Consider the following 23888-nt stretch of genomic DNA (forward strand, 5'->3'; position numbering starts at 1 on the left):
GCCAAGCGTCGATGGCACCTTGGTGGCGTGTCGCAGGGTGGTCCCCGGCAGGGGCCGGGGACGGGCCGTCAGAGGCCGATAGCCGACGAGGTGGAGCGTCGCGGGTCGGCGCCACCATAATAGGTGTTGTCGTCAATCATGATCGATTGGGCAGCGCCCATGGCATCCTGGCGGCTGACGGTATGGCCGAGTGCCTCCAGCAGGGCGATGGTATCGGGGCTTATGCCCTGCTCGATGCGAATCTCGTCGGGCAGCCACTGATGATGGATGCGCGGCACGCTGACCGCCGTCTGGATGTTCATGTCATGATCGATGACATTCATCAACACCTGCAGTGTCGTGGTAATGATCCGCGAGCCGCCAGGACTGCCGGTGATAAGGAAGTTCTTGCCATCCTTCTTGACGATGGTCGGCGTCATCGACGACAGCATGCGCTTGTCGGGCTCGACCTTGTTGGCTTCGCCCCCGATCAGGCCGTAGGCGTTGGGTACGCCTGGCTTGGCGGAGAAGTCGTCCATCTCGTTATTGAGCAGAAAACCGGCGCCATCGACAACGATGCCCGAACCGTAGCTGAAGTTGATGGTGTAGGTGTTTGAGACAGCCAGCCCGTTGTCGTCGACAATCGAGAAATGCGTAGTTTCGTTGGACTCGTAGGGTAGCGGATTGCCCGGTGCGATGCTGTCGCTGGGCGTGGCAGCATCCCTGCTGATCTGGCTGCGTAATTCATCGGCATATCCCTTGGAAGTGATGCCTTCCAAGGGCACGTCGACGAAGTCAGTGTCGCCGAGATACTTGGAGCGGTCGGCATAGGCGCGTTTCATGGCCTCGGCCATGACATGGATGGTCGCCGCGGAATTGAACCCCATGGCGCCGATATCGTAGCCCTCGAGGATGTTGAGCATCTGCACGATATGCGCCCCTCCCGAGGAGGGCGGGCTCATGGCATAGACATCGTAACCCCGGTAAGTCCCATGGCTGGGCTCGCGTATCACGGGTTGATAATTGGCCAGGTCCTCCAGGGTCATCAAGCCGTCATGGCGCTGCATTTCCGCTGCGATCAATCGTGCCGTTTCGCCTTCATAGAATTCCCGCGGTCCCTGCTCGGCGATACGCTTGAGGGTGGCGGCCAGGTCCGGCTGACGGAAAATCTCGCCTGCCTGGTAGAGGCTACCGTCGGGCTTGAAGAACACTTGACGTGTCGACTCCCACTTCTCCAGACGTTCACGGGTGTCACGAATGCCCTCGACAAAGCGCTGAGGCACCGCAAAGCCCTCTTCGGCCAGGCGGATGGCCGGCGCCAGCGCTTCGGCCAGGCTCAACGTGCCGTACTTGTCCAGTGCCAGGGCCAGGCCGGCCACGGTGCCAGGAACGCCAGAGGCATTGTGGGTATAGCGTGACAGCTCCGAAACCGCTTCTCCCTGTTCGTTCTGGAACATCGTCTCGTAGGCGGCGGAGGGGGCTTTCTCACGGTAGTCGATGGCGATGACTTCCCCGCTGCTTTCGTCAGACACCAGCAAGAATCCGCCGCCGCCGATATTGCCCGAGCGTGGCTGAGTCACGGCCAGCGCGAAGCCGGCAGTCACGGCAGCATCCACCGCATTACCGCCTTTGGCAAGTACATCCTGGGCAACCTGCGAGGCCAGGAAATGGCTGGTAGCTACCATGCCTCGTGTGCCTACCTCAGGGTGAAAGCGTTCTCCCTCGAGGATGGCCTCCTGGGCGCTCGCGACCGGCGCCATGGTCATGACGAGCGAGACAGCCAGCCAGCGACACCAGCCGGAGGAAGGGGCAAAGGGTAGGGTCATGATCGACTCCCGTTTTTTCTGATTCTAGGGGTTAGCGTACTCACTATCGTCACGTAACGCAGCGCGCGCAAATTTCCATGACCGACATCGCGACGGGAGTACTGCTAGAATGACCGCTTTCCGTGCGACCCGACCAAGAGCCATGCCTGACGTGAATTACGACTTCCAGATTGCCCCCTCCATCCTGTCCGCCAATTTCGCCCGTCTGGGGCAGGAGGTCGACGACGTGCTCGCCTCGGGGGCGGATATCGTGCATTTCGATGTGATGGACAATCATTACGTGCCTAACCTGACCATCGGGCCAATGGTCTGCGAGGCACTGCGCAGCCACGGCGTCACGGCTCCCATCGATGTCCATCTGATGGTCAAGCCGGTGGATCGCCTGATCGGGGATTTTCTCTCGGCTGGCGCAAGTTACATCACCTTCCATCCCGAGGCGTCGGAGCACATCGATCGATCATTGCAACTGATCCGAGACGGTGGCGCCAAGGCCGGACTGGTCTTCAATCCCGCAACGCCGCTGAGCTATCTTGACCATGTCATGGACAAGGTCGACATGATTCTGCTGATGAGCGTCAATCCAGGGTTCGGCGGACAATCCTTCATTCCCGGAACGCTCGACAAGCTGCGCCAGGCGCGCGAGCGCATCGATGACAGCGGCCGCGCTATCCGGCTCGAGATCGATGGTGGTGTCAAGGTCGACAATATCGCCGAGATCGCCCGGGCGGGGGCCGATACCTTCGTGGCCGGTTCCGCGGTGTTCAAGGCGCGTCGCGAGGAGGATCCGCATCGTTATGACAGCGTGATCCAGGCATTTCGCGATGAACTCGCCAAACTCTGAAATGCAGCCAAGCGGGCAGGCCTGCTGGTACCTCTACGTGATCGAGACGGCAGCGGGTGCGCTTTATACCGGAATCACCACGGATGTCGAGCGCCGCTTTGGCGAGCATTGTGGCGGGCGACGCGGGGCGCGATCGTTACGCGGCAAGGGGCCGCTGAGGCTGGTGTATCACGAGCGCGTGGGAAGCCAGAGCGAGGCCCTGCGGCTTGAGGCTTGGCTCAAGAGACAAAGCGCCAAGAGCAAGCACGCCTGGCTCGAGGCCAGGCGTGCTTGATGGCAAGGCGAGTTACCGCCGTTCAGTGCAGCTTCATCTTGGGCCGCAGGAAACGGTTGAGTCCGTCCACGACCACGGTCATGCCGGTTTTTACCGTGCCGTGAATGGCCTGCTGGTGCATGCGGTAGAGCGAAGCATAGAACAGTTTGGCGAGCCGTCCCTCGACGAACAGGCTGCGCGCGGAGGCGCCCCGCATCAGGCTGCCCACGGCGTCGAAATGCGCCAGCGAAATCAGGGAGCCGCGATCGCGGAACACGAAATCCTTAAGTGGATGGCCTTGCAGGGCGGCAGACAGATTGCGGGCCATCAGGCTGGCCTGCTGGTGTGCCGCCTGGGCGCGCGGAGGGACACGCTTGTCACCGGGCTGCGGGCAGGAAGCGCAGTCACCGAAAGCAAAGATCCGCTCGTCATCGAGGCTCTGCAAAGTGGCGTTGACCTTGATCTGGTGGTTGCGCTCGGTGGACAAGCCCAGTTCGGAAAGAAACGCCGGAGCACGAATGCCGGCGGCCCATACGCTGAGATCGGTTTCGATGCGCTTGCCGTCGGCTGTCACGAAGCCTTCCTCATCGGCGCAAGTGACTCGCGTATCGATGTGCACATTCACACCGAGCTTCTCGAGTTCACGATGCACCGTCCGCCCGAATCGCTCTGGCAGGGCCGGCAGGATACGTGGGGCAGCCTCGATGAGGTGAACGTCGAGCTTGCCGCTATCCAGTGCGGTAAAGCCGTAGCTGTGCAGCATTTTCGAGGCATCGAACAGTTCCGCCGCAAGTTCCACGCCGGTGGCCCCGGCACCGACGATGCCCACCGTCAGCTTGGGGTGAGCGCGTCGCTCCGGGTCGCTGTAGCGCAGGAAGGTATTGAGCATATCGTGGCGAAAGGCCTCGGCCTGCTGCGGACTGTCGAGGAAATGACAGTGACTGGCGACGCCGGGCGTGCCGAAATCGTTGGAGACGCTGCCCAGGGCCAGGACGAGATAATCGTAACTGATGTTGCGGGCGGGCAGGACGACCGTCTCGTCCTCGTCGAGGATGGGAGCCAACGTGATGGTGCGGCTTTCGCGATCCAGGTCGCTGAGCGTGCCTCGCTGGAACTGGTAGCCGTGTGCCTTTGAGTGGCCCTGATAGGAGACTTCGTCGAGGCCGGAATCGAGAACGCCTGTCGCGACTTCGTGAAGCAGGGGTTTCCAGATGTGCGTGGGGTTGCGGTCGACAAGCACGATCTCGGCCTGCTTGCGCCTGCCGAGCTTGTGCCCGAGCCGGGTGACCAGCTCGAGCCCGCCCGCGCCTCCGCCGACCACCACGATACGTGGGGTAGCCATGTGGGCTCCTTACGAAAGGTTAAAGGAAAATATCGAAAACGATTCGCCAGGGTCAGGCGTTGTGGCGCCTGGAGTCGGCGATGAATGGGACCTAGCATAATCCCCTTGTAACGAGATTCCTATGCCGTGAGGCCGGCATGGGGTATGTTTTTTCGTAATATTACATGCATGGCGCACAGCCAGGAGGACAGCCCATGGCACCGAGTCTGGAAGACATACGTCTGGTGACGTTCGATCTCGATGGCACCTTGATCGATTCCGTCCCCGATCTGGCGGTAGCGGTTGATGCCGTGCTAACCGAACTCGGCTATCCGGCGGCAGGGGAAGCGAGAGTGGCCGACTGGGTCGGCAACGGCTCGCGAACGCTGGTCAAGCGAGCCCTGTGGCATGCCTCGGGGCATGAGCCCGGCGAGCAGGCCTTGAGTCAGGCTCACGATGCCTTTCTGATCCATTATGGCCGGGCTCCCAGCGAACATACCCGCGTCTTCCCCGGCGTCAAGGAAGCCTTGGCTGCCTTGCATGCGCGAGGGTTGACGCTGGCAGTCATCACCAATAAGCCCTACGCCTTCATTGCGCCGATTCTTGACGCGCTGGAGCTGGATAGATATTTCGACTATGCGGTGGGGGGAGACTCGCTGCCACAGAAGAAGCCTGATCCGGCACCGCTGCTGCATGTCGCCGAGCGCTTCTCGGTGCCGCCGCATGCCTGCCTGATGGTGGGGGACTCACGACACGATATAGAAGCCGGTCGGCGCGCGGGATTCCGCACGCTGGCAGTGCCGTACGGTTACAATCATGGTGAGCCGGTGGCCGACAGCCGCCCCGATTTCCTGGTTGAATCGCTGGCAGAACTCGTTTAGGGTGCCAGAGTGGTTATAAAAGCCGCCAAATCAACAAGATTCAGCAATCACGAATACGTCGGGTTCCCCCATGACGCTGAATGCCCGCCATTCCTCCCAAGGCAATGCCACGCTGATGCGCGAAGTCAAGCGCTGGCGATGGTGACGCTCCGGCAGTTACCAGGCTAGCCGCCATCGCTCGGATGGCTCTCCATCGCTTTATCGTCTCATCTCAAGGAAACGACGGGCATGATGACTCCCGAACGCTTCGCCGACCTGGCGCAGGCCGGTTATAACCGTATCCCGGTCACCCGCGAGGTGCTGGCCGACCTCGATACGCCATTGTCCACCTACCTCAAGCTGGCCGATGCGCCCTGGACGTTTCTTCTGGAATCCGTCCAGGGCGGCGAGAAGTGGGGCCGCTATTCCATCATCGGGCTGCCGTGTCGCGAGCGCATCGAGGTGCGTGGCTATCAGGTGCGTCACATTGTCGATGGCGAGCAGAGTGGGGTCAGTGAGGTCGAGGATCCACTGGCCTGGATCGAGCAGTTCCAGGCGCGTTTCAAGGTGCCCGATCTCGACGGCCAGCCGCGATTCGATGGCGGGCTGGTGGGGTATTTCGGCTACGATACTATCCGCTATATCGAGCCGCGCCTGCGCGGTCCGCATGTCGATGCCAAGCCCGATCCCATCGGCGTGCCCGATATCCTGTTGATGGTCTGTGACGAACTGGTCGTATTCGACAACCTGTCGGGGCGTCTGACGCTGTGGACGCATGCCGATCCGTCCCAACCCGAGGCCTATGCCCGCGCCTGTCATCGTCTGGAGTCGCTGGAAAGCCAGTTGCGCAGCGCTGTTGCCAGGTCGGCAAGCCCGGGTACGGGGCGTGCCGCCGTGGAGGAAGGTCACTTTACCTCGGGGTTCACCGAGGAGGGCTTCAAAGCGGCCGTCGAGAAGATCAAGGAATACGTGCTGGCCGGCGACGTCATGCAATGTGTGCCCTCGCAGCGCATGTCGATCCCGTTCCAGGCGCCGCCGCTGGATCTCTACCGGGCGCTGCGCAGCCTGAACCCATCGCCGTACATGTTCTTTTTCAACCTCGACGATCACCACGTGGTCGGTTCGTCACCGGAGATCCTTACCCGTCTGGAAGACGGCGAAGTGACGGTGCGCCCTATTGCCGGGACCCGCAAGCGTGGCCGCAACGAGGAAGAGGACAAGGCCCTCGAGGCCGATCTGCTGGCCGACCCCAAGGAAATCGCCGAGCATGTCATGCTCATCGACCTGGGACGCAACGATGTGGGACGCATCAGCGAGACCGGCAGTGTCCAGGTAACCGACAACATGGCCGTGGAGCGTTATTCCCACGTCATGCATATCGTCTCCAACGTTACCGGACGTCTCAAGCCGGGCATGTCGGCCATGGACGTACTGCGGGCGACCTTCCCGGCCGGCACGCTCTCGGGAGCGCCCAAGATCCGCGCACTGGAGATCATCGACGAACTCGAGCCGGTCAAGCGTGGCATTTATTCCGGCGCAGTCGGCTACCTCTCATGGCACGGCAACATGGATACCGCCATCGCCATCCGCACGGCCGTGATCAAGGACGGGGAACTGCACGTGCAGGCAGGGGCCGGCATCGTTGCCGACTCGGTGCCCGAACTCGAGTGGCAGGAAACCCTCAACAAGGGGCGTGCCTTGTTCCGTGCCGTGGCCATGGCCGAGCGGGGGCTGGATAACCTGGATAACTAGCTTCCAGGCTAGCGTAGCGACGTTTCACACCATTGCAGACTCTGGTCTATGGTGAAGGGCGTCGCTTCGTTTTTCATGTCTAAGGAAAGACATACATGCTCCAGGGGAAGGATCATTCTTCCGTGTCGTCGCATCGGGCCATCGCTGAGCTGCGTGCGGCCGATGACAGTCCCGCCACCGATAGTTCAACACTCGCCTCTCGCCTGCGTTATCTCATCGAGGCCGGTGCCGACCGACTTCCCTTGCCTGGCCAGGGCAATACCCTGTCCCGTTGGCGGGCACTCGCCGATGTGGCCAGTCTTGACCTCGGCCTGGTCAAACTCTTCGAGGGTCATACTGATAGCCTGGCTATCCTGGCCGAGCATGACGCTGCCTGGCTTGCCTCCGGTGCATCCTCCTGGGGCATGTGGGCAGCCGAGCCACCGTTCGCCAAGGTTCGCGTATCGCCACGCGGGGATGAGGGGGAACTTCCGGCGGGCCAGGACGCCACGGGAATCGAGGTGCGTCTCGATGGTGTCAAGGCATGGTGTTCCGGAGCACCGATGCTCAGTCATGCACTGCTGACCGCCTGGGATGACGACCAGCAGCAACGCCTGGTGGCCATTTCCCTCGACCAACCGGGTGTGACGGTGACCAACGAGGGATGGCAAGCGGTTGGCATGGCAGCTACGGCCAGCGTCGATGTGCACTTCGAGGCGGCCATCGGGCAACTGGTGGGGCCGTGCAACGGTTATCTCGACCGACCTGGCTTCTGGCAGGGCGGTGCCGGCATCGCGGCCTGCTGGTTCGGTGGTGCGCGGCGTCTGGGCGAGGTGCTTGAAGAGCGTGGCGAGCGGGGTGGCGATGGACACCTGCTGGCGCACCTGGGGGCGGTAGACGTCTTGCTGGGTGCCGCGTCTTCGGTACTTCGTGAGGCAGCCGAGTGGATCGATACCTATCCCCGGGAAGATGCCTGGCATGTGGCTCAGCGGGCACGCTCGATGCTCGACACGGTGGCCAGCGATGTTCTCGGTCACTGCTCTCGAGCGCTGGGGGCGGGGGCGTACTGTCGCAACGCGGCGTTTGCACGCATGGCGGCTGACTTGCCGGTGTTCATTCGGCAGAACCATGCCGAACGGGATCTCGAGGCACTGGGACGTTACCTGGCGGAAAGACGAAGCAGAATACAAACCCTGCGTGGACATGGAGCCTGGAGCCTATGAACGAAGACGCGCAGCAAGCCAGGCATATCGTTGGTGCCGGGACTCCGGCCGAGGCCTGGGAGGCATGGCCCGGGCTGGCGGCATTGCCAATGATCAATGCAGCGTCGCTGGTTGGCGAGAAGAGGCGGGCCGTTATCGTGGCGCCGCATCCGGACGACGAGGTGCTCGGCTGCGGCGGACTGATGCGACAGTTGGCGGCACTCGGGCGCGACATGCTGCTGGTATCGGTGACCGACGGCACTGGTAGCCATCCTGGCTCGATATTGTGGCCACCCGAGCGACTGGCGAAGGAAAGGCCCAGGGAAAGCGCCGATGCGCTGCGGCTCATGGGACTGGCTTCGATGCCGGTCGTGCGAGCCGGCTTCACCGATACCCGGGTGGCCGATGACGAGGCGGCACTCACGGACTGGATGAGCGATATATTACGCATCGGCGATACCGTGTTTACCACGTGGCGTGGCGATGGACATCCCGATCACGAGGCGACCGGTCGTGCCTGCGCCCGTGCTACGGTCGCCATGTCATGCCGTATGATCGAAATGCCGATCTGGGCCTGGCATTGGGCCGTGCCGGGAGACTCCCGCATTCCCTGGGCGAGCGCCGCCAGGCTGTCATTGAGTGAGGAAGATCTGGCTCGTAAACGCGCTGCAATGACGGCTCATGTCAGCCAGGTGACATCCGACGCGGCTACCGGAGAAGAGCCGGTGCTGACACCGCACACACTGCAACGCCTGCTGCGCTCTGACGAGGTCCTGTTTCTGTGAGTTTCACTCGCGAGGACTTCGAGTCGCTGCACGCAAGCAATGCGGACCCCTGGGGGTACGAGAGCCGCTGGTATGAATCGCGCAAGCGTGCATTGAGCCTGGCCATGCTGGGCCGGCCGCGTTACCGCAATGCCTTCGAGCCAGGCTGTTCCATCGGTGTGCTGAGCGGGGCGCTTGCAGCTCGTTGCGACTCGCTGCTGTGCTGCGATATTAGTTCCCGGGCTGTCGAGGCGGCCCGGTGCCGCTTGGCCGATCAACCCCATGTTCGACTGGAGTGTCGGGATATCTCGGTGGCGTGGCCCGAGTCGACGTTCGATCTGATCGTGCTCAGTGAAGTTGGCTATTACCTGGATCGTGACTCGCTGGACCGCGTTCTCGTCAATCTGCAGCGCACATTGAGTGATGACGGAGAGCTGTTGGCCTGCCATTGGCGTCACCCGATCGAGAAAGGCAGCCTGCGGGCCGAGGACGTGCATCGGCAGATTCAGGAGCGCTTGCCGTTGACACATCTGGGGCATTACCAGGATGTCGATGCAAGGCTCGATTTATGGGCACGCGATGAGCGATCAGTGGCGCGTCGCGATGGATTGCTATAGCCCCGGCAAGGAAGAAGAGCGCAATGATCGGTGTCGTTGTCCCAGTTCATAATGAGCAGGATTATCTGGCTCAATGCCTTGAGTCACTGAGCCTGGCCGTTCGGCATCCTGGCCTGGTTGGTGAGCATGTCGTTGTTGTCGTTGTGCTCGACAATTGTAACGATGCCTCGGCGGCAATCGCCGAGGCCTACCCTGTCGAGACAATCCGCACTACCTCGTGCAATGTGGGCGTCGCGCGGCACGAGGGGGCGCGTTTGCTGCTGGACCGAGGAGCCCGCTGGCTGGCATTCACCGATGCCGACACCTGTGTGCAGGAAAATTGGCTGGTGTCTCAATGCCAGGCTGGCTGCGATGCGGTGTGTGGCGACATACGGCTGATCGAGTGGGAATGCCTGCCGTCCCATTGGCGTCGGCGCTACCTGGATCACCGGCGCCTGACGGGAGAAGGGCGGCACGTTCATGGCGCAAATCTCGGGGTAAGTGCCGATGCCTATCGCGCAGTGGGCGGCTTTCCGCCGTTGCGGGCGCACGAGGACGTCATGCTTGTTCATGCCCTCAAGGCCCGTGGCTTTCGTATCGCCTGGAACCGGACCTCCCGGGTCATGACCAGTGCCCGTCGCGAGGCGCGCGCTCCTGAAGGGCTGGGCTCGCTGCTGGCCACGATCGCCGGCGAGGCGGCTCAGTAACGGGCAGAACCGGGGCTTGCCTTGACAGGTCGAATCCGTGACGACACTATAGCGGGCATGCATACTTCAGCTTCTATCCGTTCAAGCCAGTGGTGGCGCTCCTGAGTGGGGCGGCACACGCGTGTCTTGAACGTATGCCGCCGTCAGGGCGGCATTTTTGTGTCTGGACCCCCTGCACGGCTGGCAAGGAAGCACTGACCCACCGGCGGATTGCCGGGTGAAAAAAGCGGGGCAGTCATATGAATACCGAATCGAATCAAAGGTCTAGCGCCATGTCCGTGTTGATGATCGACAATTACGACAGCTTCACCTTCAACGTCGTGCAGTATCTGGCCGAACTCGGCGCCGACGTCGAAACGCATCGCAACGATAGTCTGACTGTTGCGGACATAGAGCGCATGGCGCCGACGCATATCGTGATCTCACCGGGGCCCTGCACGCCAAACGAGGCGGGCATATCGCTGGAGGTCATTCGGCATTTTGCCGGCAAGCTACCCATCCTGGGGATCTGCCTGGGCCACCAGGCAATTGGCCAGGTCTTCGGCGGCAAGGTGGTGCGCGCTCCCCAGGTCATGCATGGCAAGACCTCACGCGTCCATCATCGGGGTGAAGGCGTGTTTGCAGGCCTTGAGGATCCTCTCGAGGTGACTCGCTATCATTCGCTGGTCGTTGACGCCGATAGCTTGCCCGAGGCACTCGAGACCACGGCATGGGTAGGCGATGACGACGTCACGCCCGGCTTGATCATGGGGCTGCGTCATCGCGAACTGGATGTCGAAGGCGTCCAGTTCCATCCCGAATCCATTCTGACGCGCCAGGGGCATCAGTTGCTGGCCAATTTTCTCGAGCGCGGCCGGTCCTGAGTGACCGGGCCGACACGCCGCTACCCGAAGGAGACCCGACATGCAGATGCGTGAGGCGATCGACGCCGTGATGAATGGACGTCATCTGAGTTATGCCGAGACGCATGCCGTGATGCGCCACATCATGACTGGCGAGGCGACCGATGCCCAGATCGGCGGCTTTTTGATCGGCCTGTCGATGAAGGGAGAAACGGTCGATGAAGTGGCGGCGGCGGCGCAGGTCATGCGTGAGTTGATGACGCCCGTCGAGCTCGCCTCGCTCGACAACGTGGTGGATATCGTCGGCACCGGTGGAGACGGTGCCAACCTCTTCAACGTCTCGACGGCCTCGAGCTTCGTGGTGGCGGCCTGCGATGCGCATGTCGCCAAGCATGGCAATCGCAGTGTGTCGTCCTCTTCCGGAAGCGCTGACCTGTTCGATGTCGCGGGCATCAAGCTCGACCTGTCTCCCGTCCAGGTGGCTCGCTGCATCGACCAGGTCGGTGTCGGTTTCATGTTTGCACCCATGCATCACAAGGCAATGCGTCATGCGATCGGGCCGCGTCGCGAGATGGGGGTACGTACGGTCTTCAATATCCTTGGCCCGCTGACCAACCCCGCCGGGGCACAGCACCAGCTGCTGGGCGTGTACAAGCCGGAACTGGTGACACTGATGGCCGAGACCCTGCAGCGCCTGGGTAGCCGGCACGTACTGGTGGCGCATGCCGAGGATGGCCTCGATGAAATATCACTGGCGGCGCCGACCCGTATCGCCGAATTGCGCGACGGTGAGATCACTGAATATGTCGTTACGCCGGAAGCGCTTGGTGTCGAGCGGCAGCCGCTCGAGCCGCTCAAGGTCGTGACTGCCGAAGATAGCCTGCGGTTGGTCAAGGAGGCGCTGAGGGGCGAGGGAGCGGCCGCCGATATCGTGGCCTTGAATGCCGGCGCGGCGCTCTACGCTGCCGATGTGGCAGACAGTATCAAGGAAGGGGTGGCGCTCGCCCAGGACGCCATGGCAACCGGCCTGGCGCTGGAAAAGATGAAAGAGCTGACCGACTTCAGTCGTGTATTCACGGACCAGGCATAAGCCGCTGTAACCAGGATCATTTCATGAGCCCATCCGACAACCTGCCTACAATCCTGGCCCGTATTCTCGCCCGCAAGGACGAAGAAGTCGCCCAACGGCGAGCCAGTGTCTCCGAGCCGGCCCTGCTGGAGCGCGCCCGTGAGCAGAGCGCGCCGCGGGGATTTATCCATGCCCTCAATCGCACCATCAATGAAGGCGACCCCGCTGTCATTGCCGAGATCAAGAAGGCCTCACCGTCGCGTGGAGTGATTCGCGAGGACTTCCGTCCCGCCGAGATTGCCCAGGCCTACGCCGATGCCGGAGCCAGCTGCCTGTCGGTACTCACCGATGCCGACTATTTCCAGGGGCACGAGGAATACCTGATTGCTGCGCGAGAGGCCTGCGACTTGCCGGTGATTCGCAAGGACTTCATCGTTCATGGCTATCAGGTCAGCGAGGCGCGCGCCATCGGCGCCGACTGCATCCTACTGATCGTGGCCGCGCTGGACGATGCCCAGCTCAAGGACCTGCATCAGCAGGCAGGTGAACTGGGGATGGACGTGCTGGTCGAGGTGCACGATGCCCTGGAGCTAGAACGCGCCATGGCGCTGGATCTGGCGCTGGTGGGGGTCAACAATCGCGACCTGCGCAGCTTCGAGACCAGCCTGGATACCACCTTCCAGTTGCTCTCACGGATTCCCGATCACGTGACGGTAATCACAGAGTCCGGCATCAACACGCGCGGCGATGTCGAGCACATGCGTGAATACAACGTGAATGGTTTCCTGGTAGGGGAGGCCTTCATGCGCGAAGAAGACCCTGGCGCGGCGCTGCGCCGGCTGTTTTTCTAGCGTATGGCTTATTTGATGCGTTGAACGGGCCGCCCTTGGGCGGCCCGAGTCGTTGCTGGTTCAGAAGTCCAGCTCCAGCCCAGCATAAAAGGTCCGCCCCGGCGCGGTGTCGAAGTAGCGCTCGCGAGTCGCATTGATAATTAGATTGGCGTAGTGCTCGCGGTCGAAGAGGTTGCGCACGCCCAGATAGCCCTTGAGCAGTGTGTCGCCGCCCAGCCGCCAGCCATCCCCGGCGCGCAGGTTGACCAGCCAATAGTCGTCGATCTCGACCTCATTGGCGTCGTCCGCCACCATATCGCCGACATACTGCGTCTCGAGTGTCGCGAAGCGCTCCTCGAGGCCCTGCCAGGTGAGCTGGTTGTTCCAGGTCTGCTCCGGCAGGCCGGGAATACGATTGCCGTCGTAGTTGTTTCCGTTGGCGGTATAATCATCGAATTCGTAGCGAGCCAATGTCAGCGCACTATCGATGCGCCAGGCCGGCGTGAGCTGCCAGCCCAACGAAGTTTCGATTCCTTCCTGCAGGCTCTTGCCGGCATTGCGGTAATAGCTTTTTCCGGCCTCGTTTTCGTAGGCAATTAATGAATCGCGAACGCGGGTCGAAAACATCACAATGTCGTAATTCAGTCCATTGGCGAAAGTCCCACGCAGGCCGATTTCGCGATTCCAGGCCTTCTGCGGCTCTATACCGGGATTAAAACCGTCGCCATTCGGGTTGGAAAACTCCGAAAATGTTGGAGTCTCGTAGGAAGTACCCGTAGAAAGATAGAGCTGGTGAGTGGGTAAATAACGAAAGCTCAGGCCCGCGCTGCCACTCCACTGATCGAAAGTGCGCTCGCCACTGCCATCCTCGCCGTCGCTCAGAAGCTGGTCATCGATATTGAACTTTACCCGGTCGTAGCGGGTACCCAGCGAGAGCATCCAGCGATCGGACAGATCCAGATCCCCCTGCACGAACGCGCCGATGGAGGTGGCTTTTTGCGTTTCGTCTTGGGAGCGGCGTATGTGTTCTCCGTCGATCAATACATCGTCGCTATGGCGATCATCGGCCTGCCGAGTAACGTCGACACCCGTCATGTATCGCAGGGGGAGGCCGCCCAGCTCCAGCGTTTGGTGATACTCGGCGCTGCCGCCGTAATAATCGCGATCATAGGCGATATAGTTCTGAACATCCGTTAGCGATCGGCTGCCGCCCGCAAAAGCCAATTGCTGCTGATAATCGCGATGTAAATAGAAGCCTTTGAGATAAAACTGGCCAGGTCCGGCAGAGAGATCCTCGTATTGCAGGCCGAACACTTGCTGATCGACTTCCTGCCCGGAGTCGATTCTTTCGGGCGAATAGTCATAGTAACCTTCGCTATCGATCGTACCGCGACGGTCCTCTCTGACCAGTTTCCGCGTCATGCCGCCCGGGTCTTCCGCATCAGGACTATCGAGCAAATTGACGATGGCAGTGATGGCGCGGTCGTGGCCCAGCTCGCGGCGCAGCTTGGCGTTGAAGAGATACTTCTCCGCCGAGCTGTGATCGCGGTAGCCTTCAATGTCGAGGGCGGAAAAGCTCACATGGTGTGACCACGAACCGTTCACGCCGCCGTTTTGCGTCGACAACTTGCGATAGCCGTCGCTACCTACGCCAAAGCGAACACTGCTGCCTGGATCGTCCCGCCCATCCGCCGTGGTTACGCTGATCACACCGCCCGACGCGTTGCCATATTGGACCGCCGCCGGGCCACGGATGACTTCAATACGCTGAGCGCTATCTAGATCGATAGCATCAGTCTGGGCCTGACCATCCGGCAGCGTATAGGGAATTCCATCGACCATCAGTGTTATGCCGCGTACTCCCCAAGGGGTACGCGCACCAAAGCCGCGAATGGAAATACGTTCGCCCTGGGCAAAGTTGTTGCGGTTCTGGAGGTACACACCAGGCACCATGTCCAGCGACTCGTCGAGCCGAACACGCTGCTGACCGCGCTGAATGGCCTCTTGCTCGACCACCGAGATGGCCCGAGGCGTAGCATAGAGTTCCCGTTCCAAGCGAGGGGCAGTGACTTCCAGGGTGGGGAGTGTGCTCGGCGTGGCTTCCTGGGCCTGGGCCGGTATGGGAGCCACCGATCCCAACAGGCAAAGCGACAGCATCCTGCGTCTATTCACACGATTCCTCGTTTTTCGTCATTCTTTTGGCTGCCTAAGTGTTGCAGGCACACCGCAGGGCAGCAAGTCGAAGCGTCAGGCAAACTCCGGCGAATCGGCATGAATCAGGCTGATCAGGGTGTCGCCGGGCTTCGGGGCCAGAGGGGTTCGCGTATTAGCGACACGGACGCGTCCGTTGGCACTGACGCTGAACATCGGCAGCAGTCGCTGGTCATGGATGGCGCAGTAGTCTTTCAGGCCAAAGTTGTCGGTCATGCGTGCGCTGCGCAATTCGCCGCCTTGCTCAATCAACTGAGACAGCCGGGCATAGGTTGCCTCGCCATCGAACAGCACCGGCAGATGTTCCAGGGCCTGTTCTCGATGACGGCGCGCGTTGCGGATATCTTCCTCGGCCAACAGGAAGACCTTGCCGTGACCGAGAATGTGCTCGAAGTGCAGCACGGCCAGGTTATTGAGTTCGCGATAGGGCGACAGGGGCAGCAGGTGACCGATACCGGTGAGCTCCAGGTGCTGGGCAGCATGCTCGGAGAGCGGGTTGCCATAGTAGACCGGCAGGCCTGCCATTCGCGCCTCCTGTACAGCGTCCCAGTTATTGTCGGCCAGGCGCACGGCGATGCCGGCTTCGGTGAGCTTCAGTGCGATGGTCCGAGCCACTGGGTTGGCGCCAATGATCAGGAAGCCCGACGCCTCCGGTTCGCTGACCTTCAGCAACCGGGCCAGCGGGCGTGACAAAAGGCTCTGCATGACGACAGTACTGATGATGACGAGGAATACCACCGGCACCAGCATGTTAGCGCCTGGGATGCCGGCTTCCTCGAACTGGATGGCGAACAGCGAGGCAACGGCGGCGGCCACGATACCGCGGGGCGATAGCCAGGCGAGCAAGGCCTTCTCGCGCCATTCAAGCCCACTCCCCAAGGTACACAGCCAGACAGCCAAGGGCCGCGCGCCCCACAGCAGAATGGCGAGGAAACCCCACGCCGGCCAGGAGAGCAGGGCAAGCTGTTCAGCGGTCAGGCGGGCGGCCAACAGTATGAACAGACCGGAAATCAGCAGGACCGACAATGTCTCCTTGAACTCGATGATGTGCTGCGTGGGCACGCCACGCATGTTGGCCAGCCACACGCCCATCACCGTCACCGTGAGCAGGCCCGACTCATGGAAGAGAGTGTTGGACAGGGTAAACAGAGTCAGCACGATCATCAGCGTGCCGAAGCTGTGCAGGCGCTGTGGCAGCCAGTGATGGCGCAGAACCAGCCCCCACAGGTAGCCGCCGAGCATGCCCAGGCCAAAACCGATGGCGGCGGTACGCGCGAACATCGACAGCGTATGAGAAAACGCCCCCTGGCCCTGGCCGAGCACCACGAACTCGAAGACAAGGACGGCACCGATGGCACCCACGGGGTCGATCAGGATGCCTTCCCAGCGCAGGATCTGGGTCAGATGGGCACGAGCACGCAGTGTCTGGAGCAACGGCAGGACGACGGTAGGTCCAGTGACGACGAGGACGGCGCCCAGCACGCTGGCCATTTCCCAAGTGAGATCGAGTAACACATGCGCTGCCACGGTAGCGACCGAACCGGTGATCAGTGCGCCCCAGGTCACCAGGCGTCGAACCGTGCGGCCATGACCGCGCAGATCCCTGAAATCCAGGGTCAGGCTGCCTTCGAACAGGATGACTGCCACTGCCAGGGAGACCAGCGGAAACAGCAGGTCGCCCAGCAGGCGATCCGGCTCGAGCAGGCCGGTGACCGGTCCCGACAGGATCCCCGCGACCAGCAGCGGCAGTATGGCAGGAAGGCGCAACCGCCAGGCGGCCCATTGGCAGATGAGGGCCAACAGACCGATGCCTGTCAGGGCGATGGCCGGTGTCTGCATTGTCACGTTTTCCTGATCGACGCATGGGAAGAGCCGCGCAGCCTAGCGTTGGCGGCCTCGGGTTGCAATGCTGCAGGAAAAATCGATTCACCTTGGCGCGTCAGGGCGCCACGGCCAGGTGCGGTCAACGATGGAAGAGCCACACGAGACCGGAAATGACGGCGCTAAGCAAAATCATGGTGGTAATGGGGAAGTAGAACGCGAAATTGTCTCGCTTGATGACGATATCCCCCGGCAGATGGCCGAGAGGCAGCTTGGACAGCCAAGGCCATAGCAGCCCGATAACCACGATGACAATTCCGATGACGATCAGCGGACGCGACATGCCGACCTCCCGAAGGCGATGATGAATTGGCAGGGCCGAGACAACGAGATATAGGCGTTGTCCCGGTAGCGTTCATGCCTGTTTGAGGGCTTGCAGAAGTCCCTGAAGCGGATGTTTCAAAGGAACGTTCGACAGACGCTTGGTCTGGCTGCGGCACGAATAGCCCGTCGCCAGCAGGCGTCCGGCATAGGCCGGATTCTCCGTCACCTCCCGCCAGGAGAGGTCGTAGATGCGCTCGGAGGTGGCGCGGTTGCGCGCCTCGTGGCCATAGGTGCCGGACATGCCGCAGCAGCCGGTGGCGACCAGCTCGAGCTCCAGGCCGAAGGCGGCAAATACCTGCTGCCAGGCTCGGGGGGATCCCGGCGCCGTGGTCTTCTCGGTGCAGTGCGAGAGCAGCCGGAAGCCGGGATCGGCGAGCGACAGCCCGCCCGGCACCAGGCGAGGCCCTAGCGAGACCAGCCATTCCTGCAGCATCAATACTTCCGGGGCAGCGTCCGGCCCCAGCGCCTTGGCGTACTCCTGGCGATAGGTCAGGGTCATCGCCGGGTCGATCCCCACCAGTGGCACGCCGAACTCGGCCAGGCTGCGCAGGCGCTCGGCCTGCCTGGCGGCGGTGCGCTCGAAAGCGCCGAGGAAACCCTGCACCTGCAGCGGCTTGCCGTTGGCCGAGAATGGGGCGACGAATACGCGAATGTCGAGGCGCGACAGCAGCTCGACGACATCCATCACCAGCCGCGACTCGAAATAGCTGGTGAAGGCATCCTGAACCAGGACCACGCTGCGCGCCTTCTGTGCCTCGGTGAGCAGGCCCAGGCTGGTCGGCGTGGCCTCGCTGATGCCCCAGGCCTTCAACTGCCTGGCCAGGCTGGCGCGGGAAATCAGCGGGCTGTCGACCATGCCGATCGTGTCGGCCATCAATCGGTCCACCAACCGGTGACGCATCAATGCGTTATACAGCGGGGCGATACGCGACAGGCCCGGCACCATGAACTCCAGGCCGCCAATCAGGTAATCGCGTAGCGGACGCTGGTAGCGGCCGTGGTAGACCTCGAGGAACTGCGAGCGAAACTCGGGCACGTTGACCTTGATCGGGCACTGGCCGGCGCAGGACTTGCACGCCAGGCAGCCGGCCATGGCATCGTAGACTTCATGGGAAAAGTCCGTCTCGCCACGACGCTTGCGCCAAGTATTGGCCAGGCGCAGGGGCAGGTCGCGCACGAAACCCCAGGTGCCCTCGGCCTTCTTCTTGCGCGACTCCTCGACGACGTCGGTACCGGCGTTGCCCTGCAGGCGCAGCCATTCGCGCATCAGGCTGGCACGGCCCTTGGGCGAGTGGATGCGCTGGCGCGTGCCCTTCCACGACGGGCACATGGCATCGGCCGGGTCGTAGTTGTAGCAGGCGCCGTTGCCGTTGCAGTACACCGCGGCCTGATGCGCCTGCCACACGCGCTCGTCGATCTGACGGTCGAGCTGGCCGCGGGTGGTCACGCCGTCGATAGTCAGCAGGCCCGGGTCGACGAGCTTGACCGCTTCGGCCGCGACATCGGCCGAGTCATTGCCGGTGTCTTCGGGCCGGATAGCGTTACCGGCGTCTTCGGGCCGGATAAGGAGCGGCGTGGCGATCTTGCCCGGGTTGAGCTGGTTGTGCGGGTCGAAGGCGCCCTTGAGGCGCTGCAGCGCCGGGTAAAGGTCACCGAAGAACTGCGGGGCGTACTCCGAGCGCACGCCCTTGCCGTGCTCGCCCCACAGCAGGCCATGATAACGCTGGGTCAGCTCGGCGACCTCGTCGGAGAGTTCACGGATCAGGCGCTCCTGAGCCGGATCCTTCATGTCGATGGCCGGGCGCACATGCAGCACGCCGGCATCGACGTGGCCGAACATGCCGTACTCGAGACCGCGGGCATCGAGTGCCGCGCGGAACTCGGCGATATAGTCGGCCAGGTGCTCCGGCGGCACGGCGGTGTCCTCGACGAACGGGATCGGGCGCTTCTCGCCCTTGGCATTGCCCAGCAGACCCACGGCGCGCTTGCGCATGGCATAGACGCGGCCGATCTGCTCGCGGCCCTCGGCCAGGGTGTAGCCCAGGCGCTCGACGCTGGCATCGACGGCCAGGTGGGCGGTAAAGGCCTGGACCTTGGCGGCGAGTTCCGCTGGATCGTCGGCGTTGAACTCGACCAGGTTGATGCCGCGAATGGCCGGTGCCGCCACCGGGCGCGTCGCGGTCGCGGTGTCGCCGTCAATGGCCGTGGCCTGTTCGGTGGCTTCGGCTTCGCCAGCGGGGAAGAATTCCGCCACGCTGTCCCAGACGAAATCCTCCATGGCCAGCGCCAGCACCTTGTCATCGACGGTCTCGATGGAGGTCGGGCGGGGCAGTTCGGCCGACGCGGTAGCGTCCCCCAGGCCCATCAGCGCCCGGGCGTCGCGCAGGGCATCCATGAAACTGGCGTAGCGTACGTTGACCAGCGTCGAGCACCTGGCCATCGGCAGCACGTTGAGGGTGGCCTCGTTGAGCAGGCCCAGCGAGCCTTCCGCGCCACACAGCACGCTGTTGAGGTCGAAGCGCCCATCGGCGGTGCGCAGGTGCGCCAGGTCATAGCCGGTCAGGCAGCGGTTGAGTTTGGGGAACCTGGCCGCGATCTGCTCGCGCTGGGTGTCGATGATCTCGCGGGCGGTGCGGTGGATCTCGCCGACGATGCCTTCGTGCTCGCACAGCGAATCCAGTTCATTCTCGGTGACGGGACGGCTCTCGAAACGCGCGCCGCCGAGCAGCACCGTATCGAGGGCGAGCACATGATCGCGGGTCTTGCCGTACTCGCAACTGCCCTGGCCGCTGGCGTCGGTGGAGATCATGCCGCCGAGCGTGGCGCGGTTGGAGGTCGACAGCTCGGGGGCGAAGAACAGTCCGTAGGGCTTGAGTGCGGCATTGAGCTGGTCCTTGACCACCCCGGCCTGCACGCGCACCTGGCGCCTGCCGACATCGATCTCGAGGATGCGGTTCATGTGGCGGGAGACGTCGACCACCAGCCCGTCGGTCAGCGACTGGCCATTGGTGCCGGTGCCGCCGCCACGTGGCGTGAGCACGATGTCACGAAACGTCGCCTGGCCGGTGAGCCGGGCAATGCGCACCAGGTCGTCGGCATCGCGCGGGTAGAGCACCGCCTGGGGCAGGCGCTGATAGATGGAGTTGTCGGTGGCGAGCACCGTGCGATTGGCATAATCCGGGGCGATGTCGCCAGCGAAGCCTGCCTCGCGGAGGGCGTCGAGGAAAGCGACGTAGCGGGAGTCGACCCGGGATAGAGAGTCCAGTCGTGCGATCATGATCTCGAATTATCAAGCTGGTCGGTGCAGGCGCTACCTTACCCGAGATAGTGCCGTGACGCACGGTTACCGCACCTGGAGAGGCGGTGGCTCACGAGACGGCGTGGCCCGAGGCTACGCTTTTCCTTACAATGGAAGACCATTTTTCGGACAGTTGCGAGTCTGTACATGACGACATGGCTGGCCGTGGCGGCAGGCGGGGCGCTAGGCGCCCTGAGTCGCTATCTGCTGAGCGGGTGGCTGACAGGGTGGCTGGGCAAGGGCTTTCCCTGGGGCACGTTCGGCGTCAACCTACTGGGCTGTTGCCTGATCGGCGCCTTCTACGTCTGGTTGACCCAGGAACTGAGGCTGGCTCCCGTCTGGCAGGCCGTGTTGGTGGCGGGGTTCACCGGTGCCTTCACCACGTTTTCCACCTTCGCGCTCGAAACGCTCACCCTGTTCGAGTCCGGGCGAGGACTCGTGGCCGCGCTCTATGTCTCGGCCAGTCTGGTGCTGGGTGTCGCCGGCGTAGCGCTGGGCATGAAGCTGGCACGCGTATTACTTTAACGATTCACTGACGGATAGAATTCCATGCTCGATCCCAAACTGCTTCGCAGCGATCTCGAACAGGTCGCGCAACGTCTGGCCAAGCGCGGTTATACGCTGGATGTCACGCAATTCGAGGCCCTGGAAGGCCGGCGCCGCGATCTGCAGACCGAGACTGAACAGCTGCAGAACGAGCGTAACACCCGGTCCAAAGCGATCGGCAAGGCCAAGGCCGCGGGCCAGGACATCGAGCCGCTGCTGGCCGAGGTCAGCGATCTGGGCGATCGCCTGGACTCCGCCAAGACGCAGCTCGCCGAAGTGGCGAGTGAAATGGATGCACTGATGGCCAGCCTGCCCAACCTGCCGCATGACAGCGTGCCGGAGGGGGCAGACGAGAGCGATAACGTCGAGCTGCATCGCTGGGGAACGCCTCGTGCGTTCGACTTCGAGGTCAAGGACCATGTCGATCTCGGTGCCAAGCTGGGCTATCTCGATTTCGAGATGGCGGCCAAGCTGACCGGGTCGCGCTTTGCGGTGATGCGTGGGCCCATTGCCCGACTGCATCGCGCCCTGGCGCAGTTCATGCTCGACAAGCAGACACTCGAGCATGGTTATGAGGAATGCTACGTTCCCTATATGGTCAATCGCGACTCGCTGATGGGTACTGGACAATTGCCCAAGTTCGGCGAAGACCTGTTCCGCCTCGAGGGCGATCAGGAGTATTACCTGATACCCACCGCCGAGGTGCCGCTCACCAACTTCGCCAGGGATCACATCTTCGAGGCCAGGGAACTGCCGGTTCGCCTGACGGCCCATACGCCGTGCTTCCGTAGCGAAGCCGGCGCTTATGGCAAGGATACCCGGGGAATGATTCGCCAGCATCAGTTCGATAAGGTCGAGATGGTGCAAATGGTTGCGCCCGAGACCAGCTATGACGCATTGGAAGAGATGCGCGGCCATGCCGAGGCGATCCTGCAGGCGCTCGGGCTGCCGTATCGTGTTGTAACGCTGTGCACCGGTGACATGGGCTTCGGTGCCGCCAAGACCTACGACCTCGAAGTGTGGTTGCCCAGCCAGGAGACCTATCGCGAAATCTCCTCGGTCTCGAACTGCGAGGATTTCCAGGCGCGGCGCATGCAGGCACGCTTCCGTTCACCCGAGCAGAAGAAGCCCCAGCTGGTGCATACCCTGAATGGCTCGGGCCTGGCCGTGGGCCGCTGCCTGCTGGCGGTACTCGAGAACTACCAGAACGCCGATGGCTCGATCAGCGTACCGGAAGCGCTACGTCCGTACATGGGCGGCACTCAGGTCATCAATGCCTGAGACAGTCGTAATACCCTGGCTAGAAAAGGAACGAGCCTCGCTTAGCGAGGCTCGTTCCGTTCCGGGGCTGTCCGTTACTCCGCAATTCCCCAATCCACACTGACCGCCGTCTCGATGGTGATCTCGCCGGGACGGTATTCGGCTTGCACCTTGCTTTCCATGCCGTCGGCACGCATCGCGGCCATGCGCGGGGCAAAGGTGGGTGGGGTGTTTTCCTGAACGTTCTGCACCCGGCCCAGCTCGATGCCCAGGGTGTCGGCGATCAGTTGGGCCTTGCCCCGGGCCTTTTGCAAGGCCTTGGTCAACGCCTGGTCACTGGCCGCATCGCGGTCCTTGAGCTCGTAGTTGATGCCATCCAGTGAATCGACACCGGCCTGGGTCAGGGCGTCGAGAATCGTCGGGACGCGGTCGAGAGTGTCGATGCGCACGCTGATGGGACGTTCCAGTTGTGTCCGTACCAGCGGCGCTTCGCTTTCGCCCTGGCGTGATGGCGCCTGTACGTAATCGGGCCGAATCAACAGGGAGCCTGCACTGATGGCGCTGCTGTCAAGGCCGGCCCGTTCCAGCGCACGAATCAATTCCCCGGTTCTCTTTTCCAAGCGCTCGCGTGCCTGGGCCAGTGCTTCGGGGTTGGTCCGGGACGCTGCAGCCTGGGCGATGGCTGGTGTCCGCTCCCACAGACGCGCTTGCAAGGTGGCCATGTCGGGCGCTACCGAGATTTCAGCCTGTGCCTGGACTTGAATGCGCTGAGGAAGTTCTTGCGGCGCAATCTGGGCGGACGCTGTTCCTGCCAGGCACGTACTTAGCAGCAATACCAGCGGTAAGGTCTTGCCCATGGAAGCAAACATGACGTCTCCTTTAATACGCTGTTGAACAATTTGTCGTTCAGTAATCAATGCCACGGCGGGCCTGTATTCCCGCATTGAAAGCATGACGGACTTCCTGCATTTCGGTCACGGTATCGGCCATCTCGAGCAGTTCGCGGTGGGCGTTGCGGCCGGTAATGATGACGGTTTGCTCCTTGGGGCGGTTGACGAGTGCCTGCCTGAGCGTCTCGAAATCCAGATAGCCGAACTTGAGCATGTAGGTGATCTCGTCGAGCACGACAAGATAGACCGACTCGTCGGCCAGCATACGTGCCGCATCTTGCCAGACTGCTTGGCAGGCAGCAGTGTCGGTTTCTCGGTTCTGGGTTTCCCAGGTGAACCCTGTCGCCATGATAGACACTTCCAGGTTGGGGTCGCTCTCGAGCCGATCCCGCTCTCCGCAATCCCAGAGACCCTTGATGAACTGTACGACGCCAACCCGATAGCCGTAGCCCAGGGCGCGCGTCACGGTTCCCCAGGCAGCCGTTGTCTTGCCCTTGCCATTGCCGGTGAATATCAGCAAAAGACCGCGTTGTTCCTGGGCATTGGCGACTTTCTCATCGACATGGGCCTTGAGCTTTTCCATGGAGCGCTTGTGGCGCTGACTACGGTCGTTCATTGACGTCTCCTGGCTAACTCTATCGATGAGGAAAATAGAGA

General features: G+C 62.3%; 21 protein-coding genes. 13 read left to right on the forward strand and 8 right to left on the reverse strand.

Features of this window, described 5'->3' with window-relative positions; translation table 11 throughout:
* Positions 1-68: 68 nt before the first annotated feature.
* Positions 69-1805, reverse strand: a complete 1737-nt coding sequence (ggt, locus tag BM194_RS12160) for a gamma-glutamyltransferase (RefSeq protein WP_092847126.1) — start codon at positions 1803-1805, stop codon at positions 69-71.
* Positions 1806-1914: 109 nt separating this feature from the next.
* Between ggt and rpe the strand changes: the two genes are divergently transcribed.
* Both rpe and BM194_RS12170 read left to right on the forward strand, forming a co-directional pair.
* Positions 1915-2646, forward strand: coding sequence for a ribulose-phosphate 3-epimerase (rpe, locus tag BM194_RS12165; RefSeq protein WP_244890952.1), 732 nt, complete (start codon positions 1915-1917; stop codon positions 2644-2646).
* Positions 2627-2920: a GIY-YIG nuclease family protein gene (locus BM194_RS12170; RefSeq protein ID WP_244890953.1), complete on the forward strand. Its 294-nt coding sequence runs from the start codon at positions 2627-2629 to the stop codon at positions 2918-2920. The genes rpe and BM194_RS12170 overlap by 20 nt, the downstream gene beginning before the upstream one ends.
* Before the next feature lie 22 nt (positions 2921-2942).
* Here BM194_RS12170 and BM194_RS12175 read toward each other — a convergent pair whose 3' ends face one another.
* Positions 2943-4241, reverse strand: a complete 1299-nt coding sequence (locus tag BM194_RS12175) for an NAD(P)/FAD-dependent oxidoreductase (protein ID WP_092847130.1) — start codon at positions 4239-4241, stop codon at positions 2943-2945.
* Between the two features lie 194 nt (positions 4242-4435).
* On the opposite strand from BM194_RS12175, the gene BM194_RS12180 reads away from it, so the two are divergent.
* The 9 genes from BM194_RS12180 to trpC all read left to right on the forward strand — a co-directional run bounded on the left by BM194_RS12180 (position 4436) and on the right by trpC (position 12842).
* Entirely contained in the window at positions 4436-5101 is a 666-nt protein-coding gene (locus BM194_RS12180) for a phosphoglycolate phosphatase (protein ID WP_092847132.1), read from the forward strand.
* A 231-nt stretch (positions 5102-5332) separates the two neighbouring features.
* Complete coding sequence (trpE, locus tag BM194_RS12185; protein WP_092847306.1) at positions 5333-6832, forward strand: anthranilate synthase component I; 1500 nt, start codon at positions 5333-5335, stop codon at positions 6830-6832.
* Positions 6833-6927: 95 nt separating this feature from the next.
* Positions 6928-8034: an acyl-CoA dehydrogenase family protein gene (locus tag BM194_RS12190; protein WP_218155395.1), complete on the forward strand. Its 1107-nt coding sequence runs from the start codon at positions 6928-6930 to the stop codon at positions 8032-8034.
* Positions 8031-8798 (forward strand): PIG-L deacetylase family protein, encoded by a 768-nt coding sequence (locus BM194_RS12195; RefSeq protein ID WP_092847134.1) that lies wholly within the window; start codon positions 8031-8033, stop codon positions 8796-8798. Before BM194_RS12190 ends, BM194_RS12195 begins: the two co-directional genes overlap by 4 nt.
* A complete protein-coding gene (locus BM194_RS12200; protein WP_092847136.1) occupies positions 8795-9394 on the forward strand; it encodes an SAM-dependent methyltransferase in 600 nt (199 codons plus the stop codon). Before BM194_RS12195 ends, BM194_RS12200 begins: the two co-directional genes overlap by 4 nt.
* Before the next feature lie 23 nt (positions 9395-9417).
* The gene (locus BM194_RS12205) at positions 9418-10080 is read left to right on the forward strand and encodes a glycosyltransferase family 2 protein (RefSeq protein WP_092847138.1); all 663 of its coding nucleotides are present in this window, start codon (positions 9418-9420) and stop codon (positions 10078-10080) included.
* Positions 10081-10352: 272 nt separating this feature from the next.
* Complete coding sequence (locus tag BM194_RS12210; RefSeq protein ID WP_092847140.1) at positions 10353-10943, forward strand: anthranilate synthase component II; 591 nt, start codon at positions 10353-10355, stop codon at positions 10941-10943.
* Positions 10944-10983: 40 nt separating this feature from the next.
* Positions 10984-12012: an anthranilate phosphoribosyltransferase gene (trpD, locus tag BM194_RS12215; RefSeq protein ID WP_092847142.1), complete on the forward strand. Its 1029-nt coding sequence runs from the start codon at positions 10984-10986 to the stop codon at positions 12010-12012.
* Positions 12013-12035: 23 nt separating this feature from the next.
* A complete protein-coding gene (trpC, locus tag BM194_RS12220; protein WP_092847144.1) occupies positions 12036-12842 on the forward strand; it encodes an indole-3-glycerol phosphate synthase TrpC in 807 nt (268 codons plus the stop codon).
* Between the two features lie 60 nt (positions 12843-12902).
* On the opposite strand, the gene BM194_RS12225 is transcribed toward trpC, so the two are convergent.
* The 4 genes from BM194_RS12225 to BM194_RS12240 all read right to left on the reverse strand — a co-directional run bounded on the left by BM194_RS12225 (position 12903) and on the right by BM194_RS12240 (position 20514).
* Complete coding sequence (locus tag BM194_RS12225; RefSeq protein WP_177223409.1) at positions 12903-14978, reverse strand: TonB-dependent receptor family protein; 2076 nt, start codon at positions 14976-14978, stop codon at positions 12903-12905.
* A 90-nt stretch (positions 14979-15068) separates the two neighbouring features.
* On the reverse strand, positions 15069-16871 hold the full coding sequence (locus tag BM194_RS12230) for a cation:proton antiporter (RefSeq protein WP_092847146.1): 1803 nt from the start codon (positions 16869-16871) through the stop codon (positions 15069-15071).
* A gap of 124 nt (positions 16872-16995) precedes the next feature.
* A complete protein-coding gene (locus BM194_RS12235; RefSeq protein ID WP_092847147.1) occupies positions 16996-17196 on the reverse strand; it encodes a DUF2905 domain-containing protein in 201 nt (66 codons plus the stop codon).
* 72 nt (positions 17197-17268) lie between these two features.
* A complete protein-coding gene (locus BM194_RS12240) occupies positions 17269-20514 on the reverse strand; it encodes an FAD-binding and (Fe-S)-binding domain-containing protein (protein WP_092847148.1) in 3246 nt (1081 codons plus the stop codon).
* Between the two features lie 168 nt (positions 20515-20682).
* Here BM194_RS12240 and crcB point away from each other — a divergent pair, with 168 nt between their 5' ends.
* Both crcB and serS read left to right on the forward strand, forming a co-directional pair.
* Positions 20683-21060 (forward strand): fluoride efflux transporter CrcB, encoded by a 378-nt coding sequence (gene crcB / locus BM194_RS12245; protein WP_092847149.1) that lies wholly within the window; start codon positions 20683-20685, stop codon positions 21058-21060.
* Positions 21061-21084: 24 nt separating this feature from the next.
* Positions 21085-22362 (forward strand): serine--tRNA ligase, encoded by a 1278-nt coding sequence (serS, locus tag BM194_RS12250; protein ID WP_092847151.1) that lies wholly within the window; start codon positions 21085-21087, stop codon positions 22360-22362.
* A 74-nt stretch (positions 22363-22436) separates the two neighbouring features.
* On the opposite strand, the gene BM194_RS12255 is transcribed toward serS, so the two are convergent.
* Both BM194_RS12255 and cobO read right to left on the reverse strand, forming a co-directional pair.
* A complete protein-coding gene (locus tag BM194_RS12255; RefSeq protein WP_092847152.1) occupies positions 22437-23210 on the reverse strand; it encodes an SIMPL domain-containing protein in 774 nt (257 codons plus the stop codon).
* A 37-nt stretch (positions 23211-23247) separates the two neighbouring features.
* On the reverse strand, positions 23248-23847 hold the full coding sequence (gene cobO, locus BM194_RS12260) for a cob(I)yrinic acid a,c-diamide adenosyltransferase (RefSeq protein WP_092847153.1): 600 nt from the start codon (positions 23845-23847) through the stop codon (positions 23248-23250).
* Positions 23848-23888 lie beyond the last annotated feature (41 nt).

Source organism: Modicisalibacter xianhensis (genome assembly GCF_900113605.1).
GTDB lineage: Bacteria > Pseudomonadota > Gammaproteobacteria > Pseudomonadales > Halomonadaceae > Modicisalibacter > Modicisalibacter xianhensis.

Excerpts from the sequence above, each read along its gene's own strand:
- ggt (WP_092847126.1), bottom strand. The coding sequence starts at position 1,805 with ATGACCCTACCCTTTGCCCCTTCCTCCGGCTGGTGTCGCTGGCTGGCT.
- rpe (WP_244890952.1), top strand. The coding sequence starts at position 1,915 with ATGACCGCTTTCCGTGCGACCCGACCAAGAGCCATGCCTGACGTGAAT.
- BM194_RS12170 (WP_244890953.1), top strand. The coding sequence starts at position 2,627 with ATGAACTCGCCAAACTCTGAAATGCAGCCAAGCGGGCAGGCCTGCTGG.
- BM194_RS12175 (WP_092847130.1), bottom strand. The coding sequence starts at position 4,241 with ATGGCTACCCCACGTATCGTGGTGGTCGGCGGAGGCGCGGGCGGGCTC.
- BM194_RS12180 (WP_092847132.1), top strand. The coding sequence starts at position 4,436 with ATGGCACCGAGTCTGGAAGACATACGTCTGGTGACGTTCGATCTCGAT.
- trpE (WP_092847306.1), top strand. The coding sequence starts at position 5,333 with ATGACTCCCGAACGCTTCGCCGACCTGGCGCAGGCCGGTTATAACCGT.
- BM194_RS12190 (WP_218155395.1), top strand. The coding sequence starts at position 6,928 with ATGCTCCAGGGGAAGGATCATTCTTCCGTGTCGTCGCATCGGGCCATC.
- BM194_RS12195 (WP_092847134.1), top strand. The coding sequence starts at position 8,031 with ATGAACGAAGACGCGCAGCAAGCCAGGCATATCGTTGGTGCCGGGACT.
- BM194_RS12205 (WP_092847138.1), top strand. The coding sequence starts at position 9,418 with ATGATCGGTGTCGTTGTCCCAGTTCATAATGAGCAGGATTATCTGGCT.
- BM194_RS12210 (WP_092847140.1), top strand. The coding sequence starts at position 10,353 with ATGTCCGTGTTGATGATCGACAATTACGACAGCTTCACCTTCAACGTC.
- trpD (WP_092847142.1), top strand. The coding sequence starts at position 10,984 with ATGCAGATGCGTGAGGCGATCGACGCCGTGATGAATGGACGTCATCTG.
- trpC (WP_092847144.1), top strand. The coding sequence starts at position 12,036 with ATGAGCCCATCCGACAACCTGCCTACAATCCTGGCCCGTATTCTCGCC.
- BM194_RS12225 (WP_177223409.1), bottom strand. The coding sequence starts at position 14,978 with ATGCTGTCGCTTTGCCTGTTGGGATCGGTGGCTCCCATACCGGCCCAG.
- BM194_RS12230 (WP_092847146.1), bottom strand. The coding sequence starts at position 16,871 with ATGCAGACACCGGCCATCGCCCTGACAGGCATCGGTCTGTTGGCCCTC.
- BM194_RS12235 (WP_092847147.1), bottom strand. The coding sequence starts at position 17,196 with ATGTCGCGTCCGCTGATCGTCATCGGAATTGTCATCGTGGTTATCGGG.
- BM194_RS12240 (WP_092847148.1), bottom strand. The coding sequence starts at position 20,514 with ATGATCGCACGACTGGACTCTCTATCCCGGGTCGACTCCCGCTACGTC.
- crcB (WP_092847149.1), top strand. The coding sequence starts at position 20,683 with ATGACGACATGGCTGGCCGTGGCGGCAGGCGGGGCGCTAGGCGCCCTG.
- serS (WP_092847151.1), top strand. The coding sequence starts at position 21,085 with ATGCTCGATCCCAAACTGCTTCGCAGCGATCTCGAACAGGTCGCGCAA.
- BM194_RS12255 (WP_092847152.1), bottom strand. The coding sequence starts at position 23,210 with ATGTTTGCTTCCATGGGCAAGACCTTACCGCTGGTATTGCTGCTAAGT.
- cobO (WP_092847153.1), bottom strand. The coding sequence starts at position 23,847 with ATGAACGACCGTAGTCAGCGCCACAAGCGCTCCATGGAAAAGCTCAAG.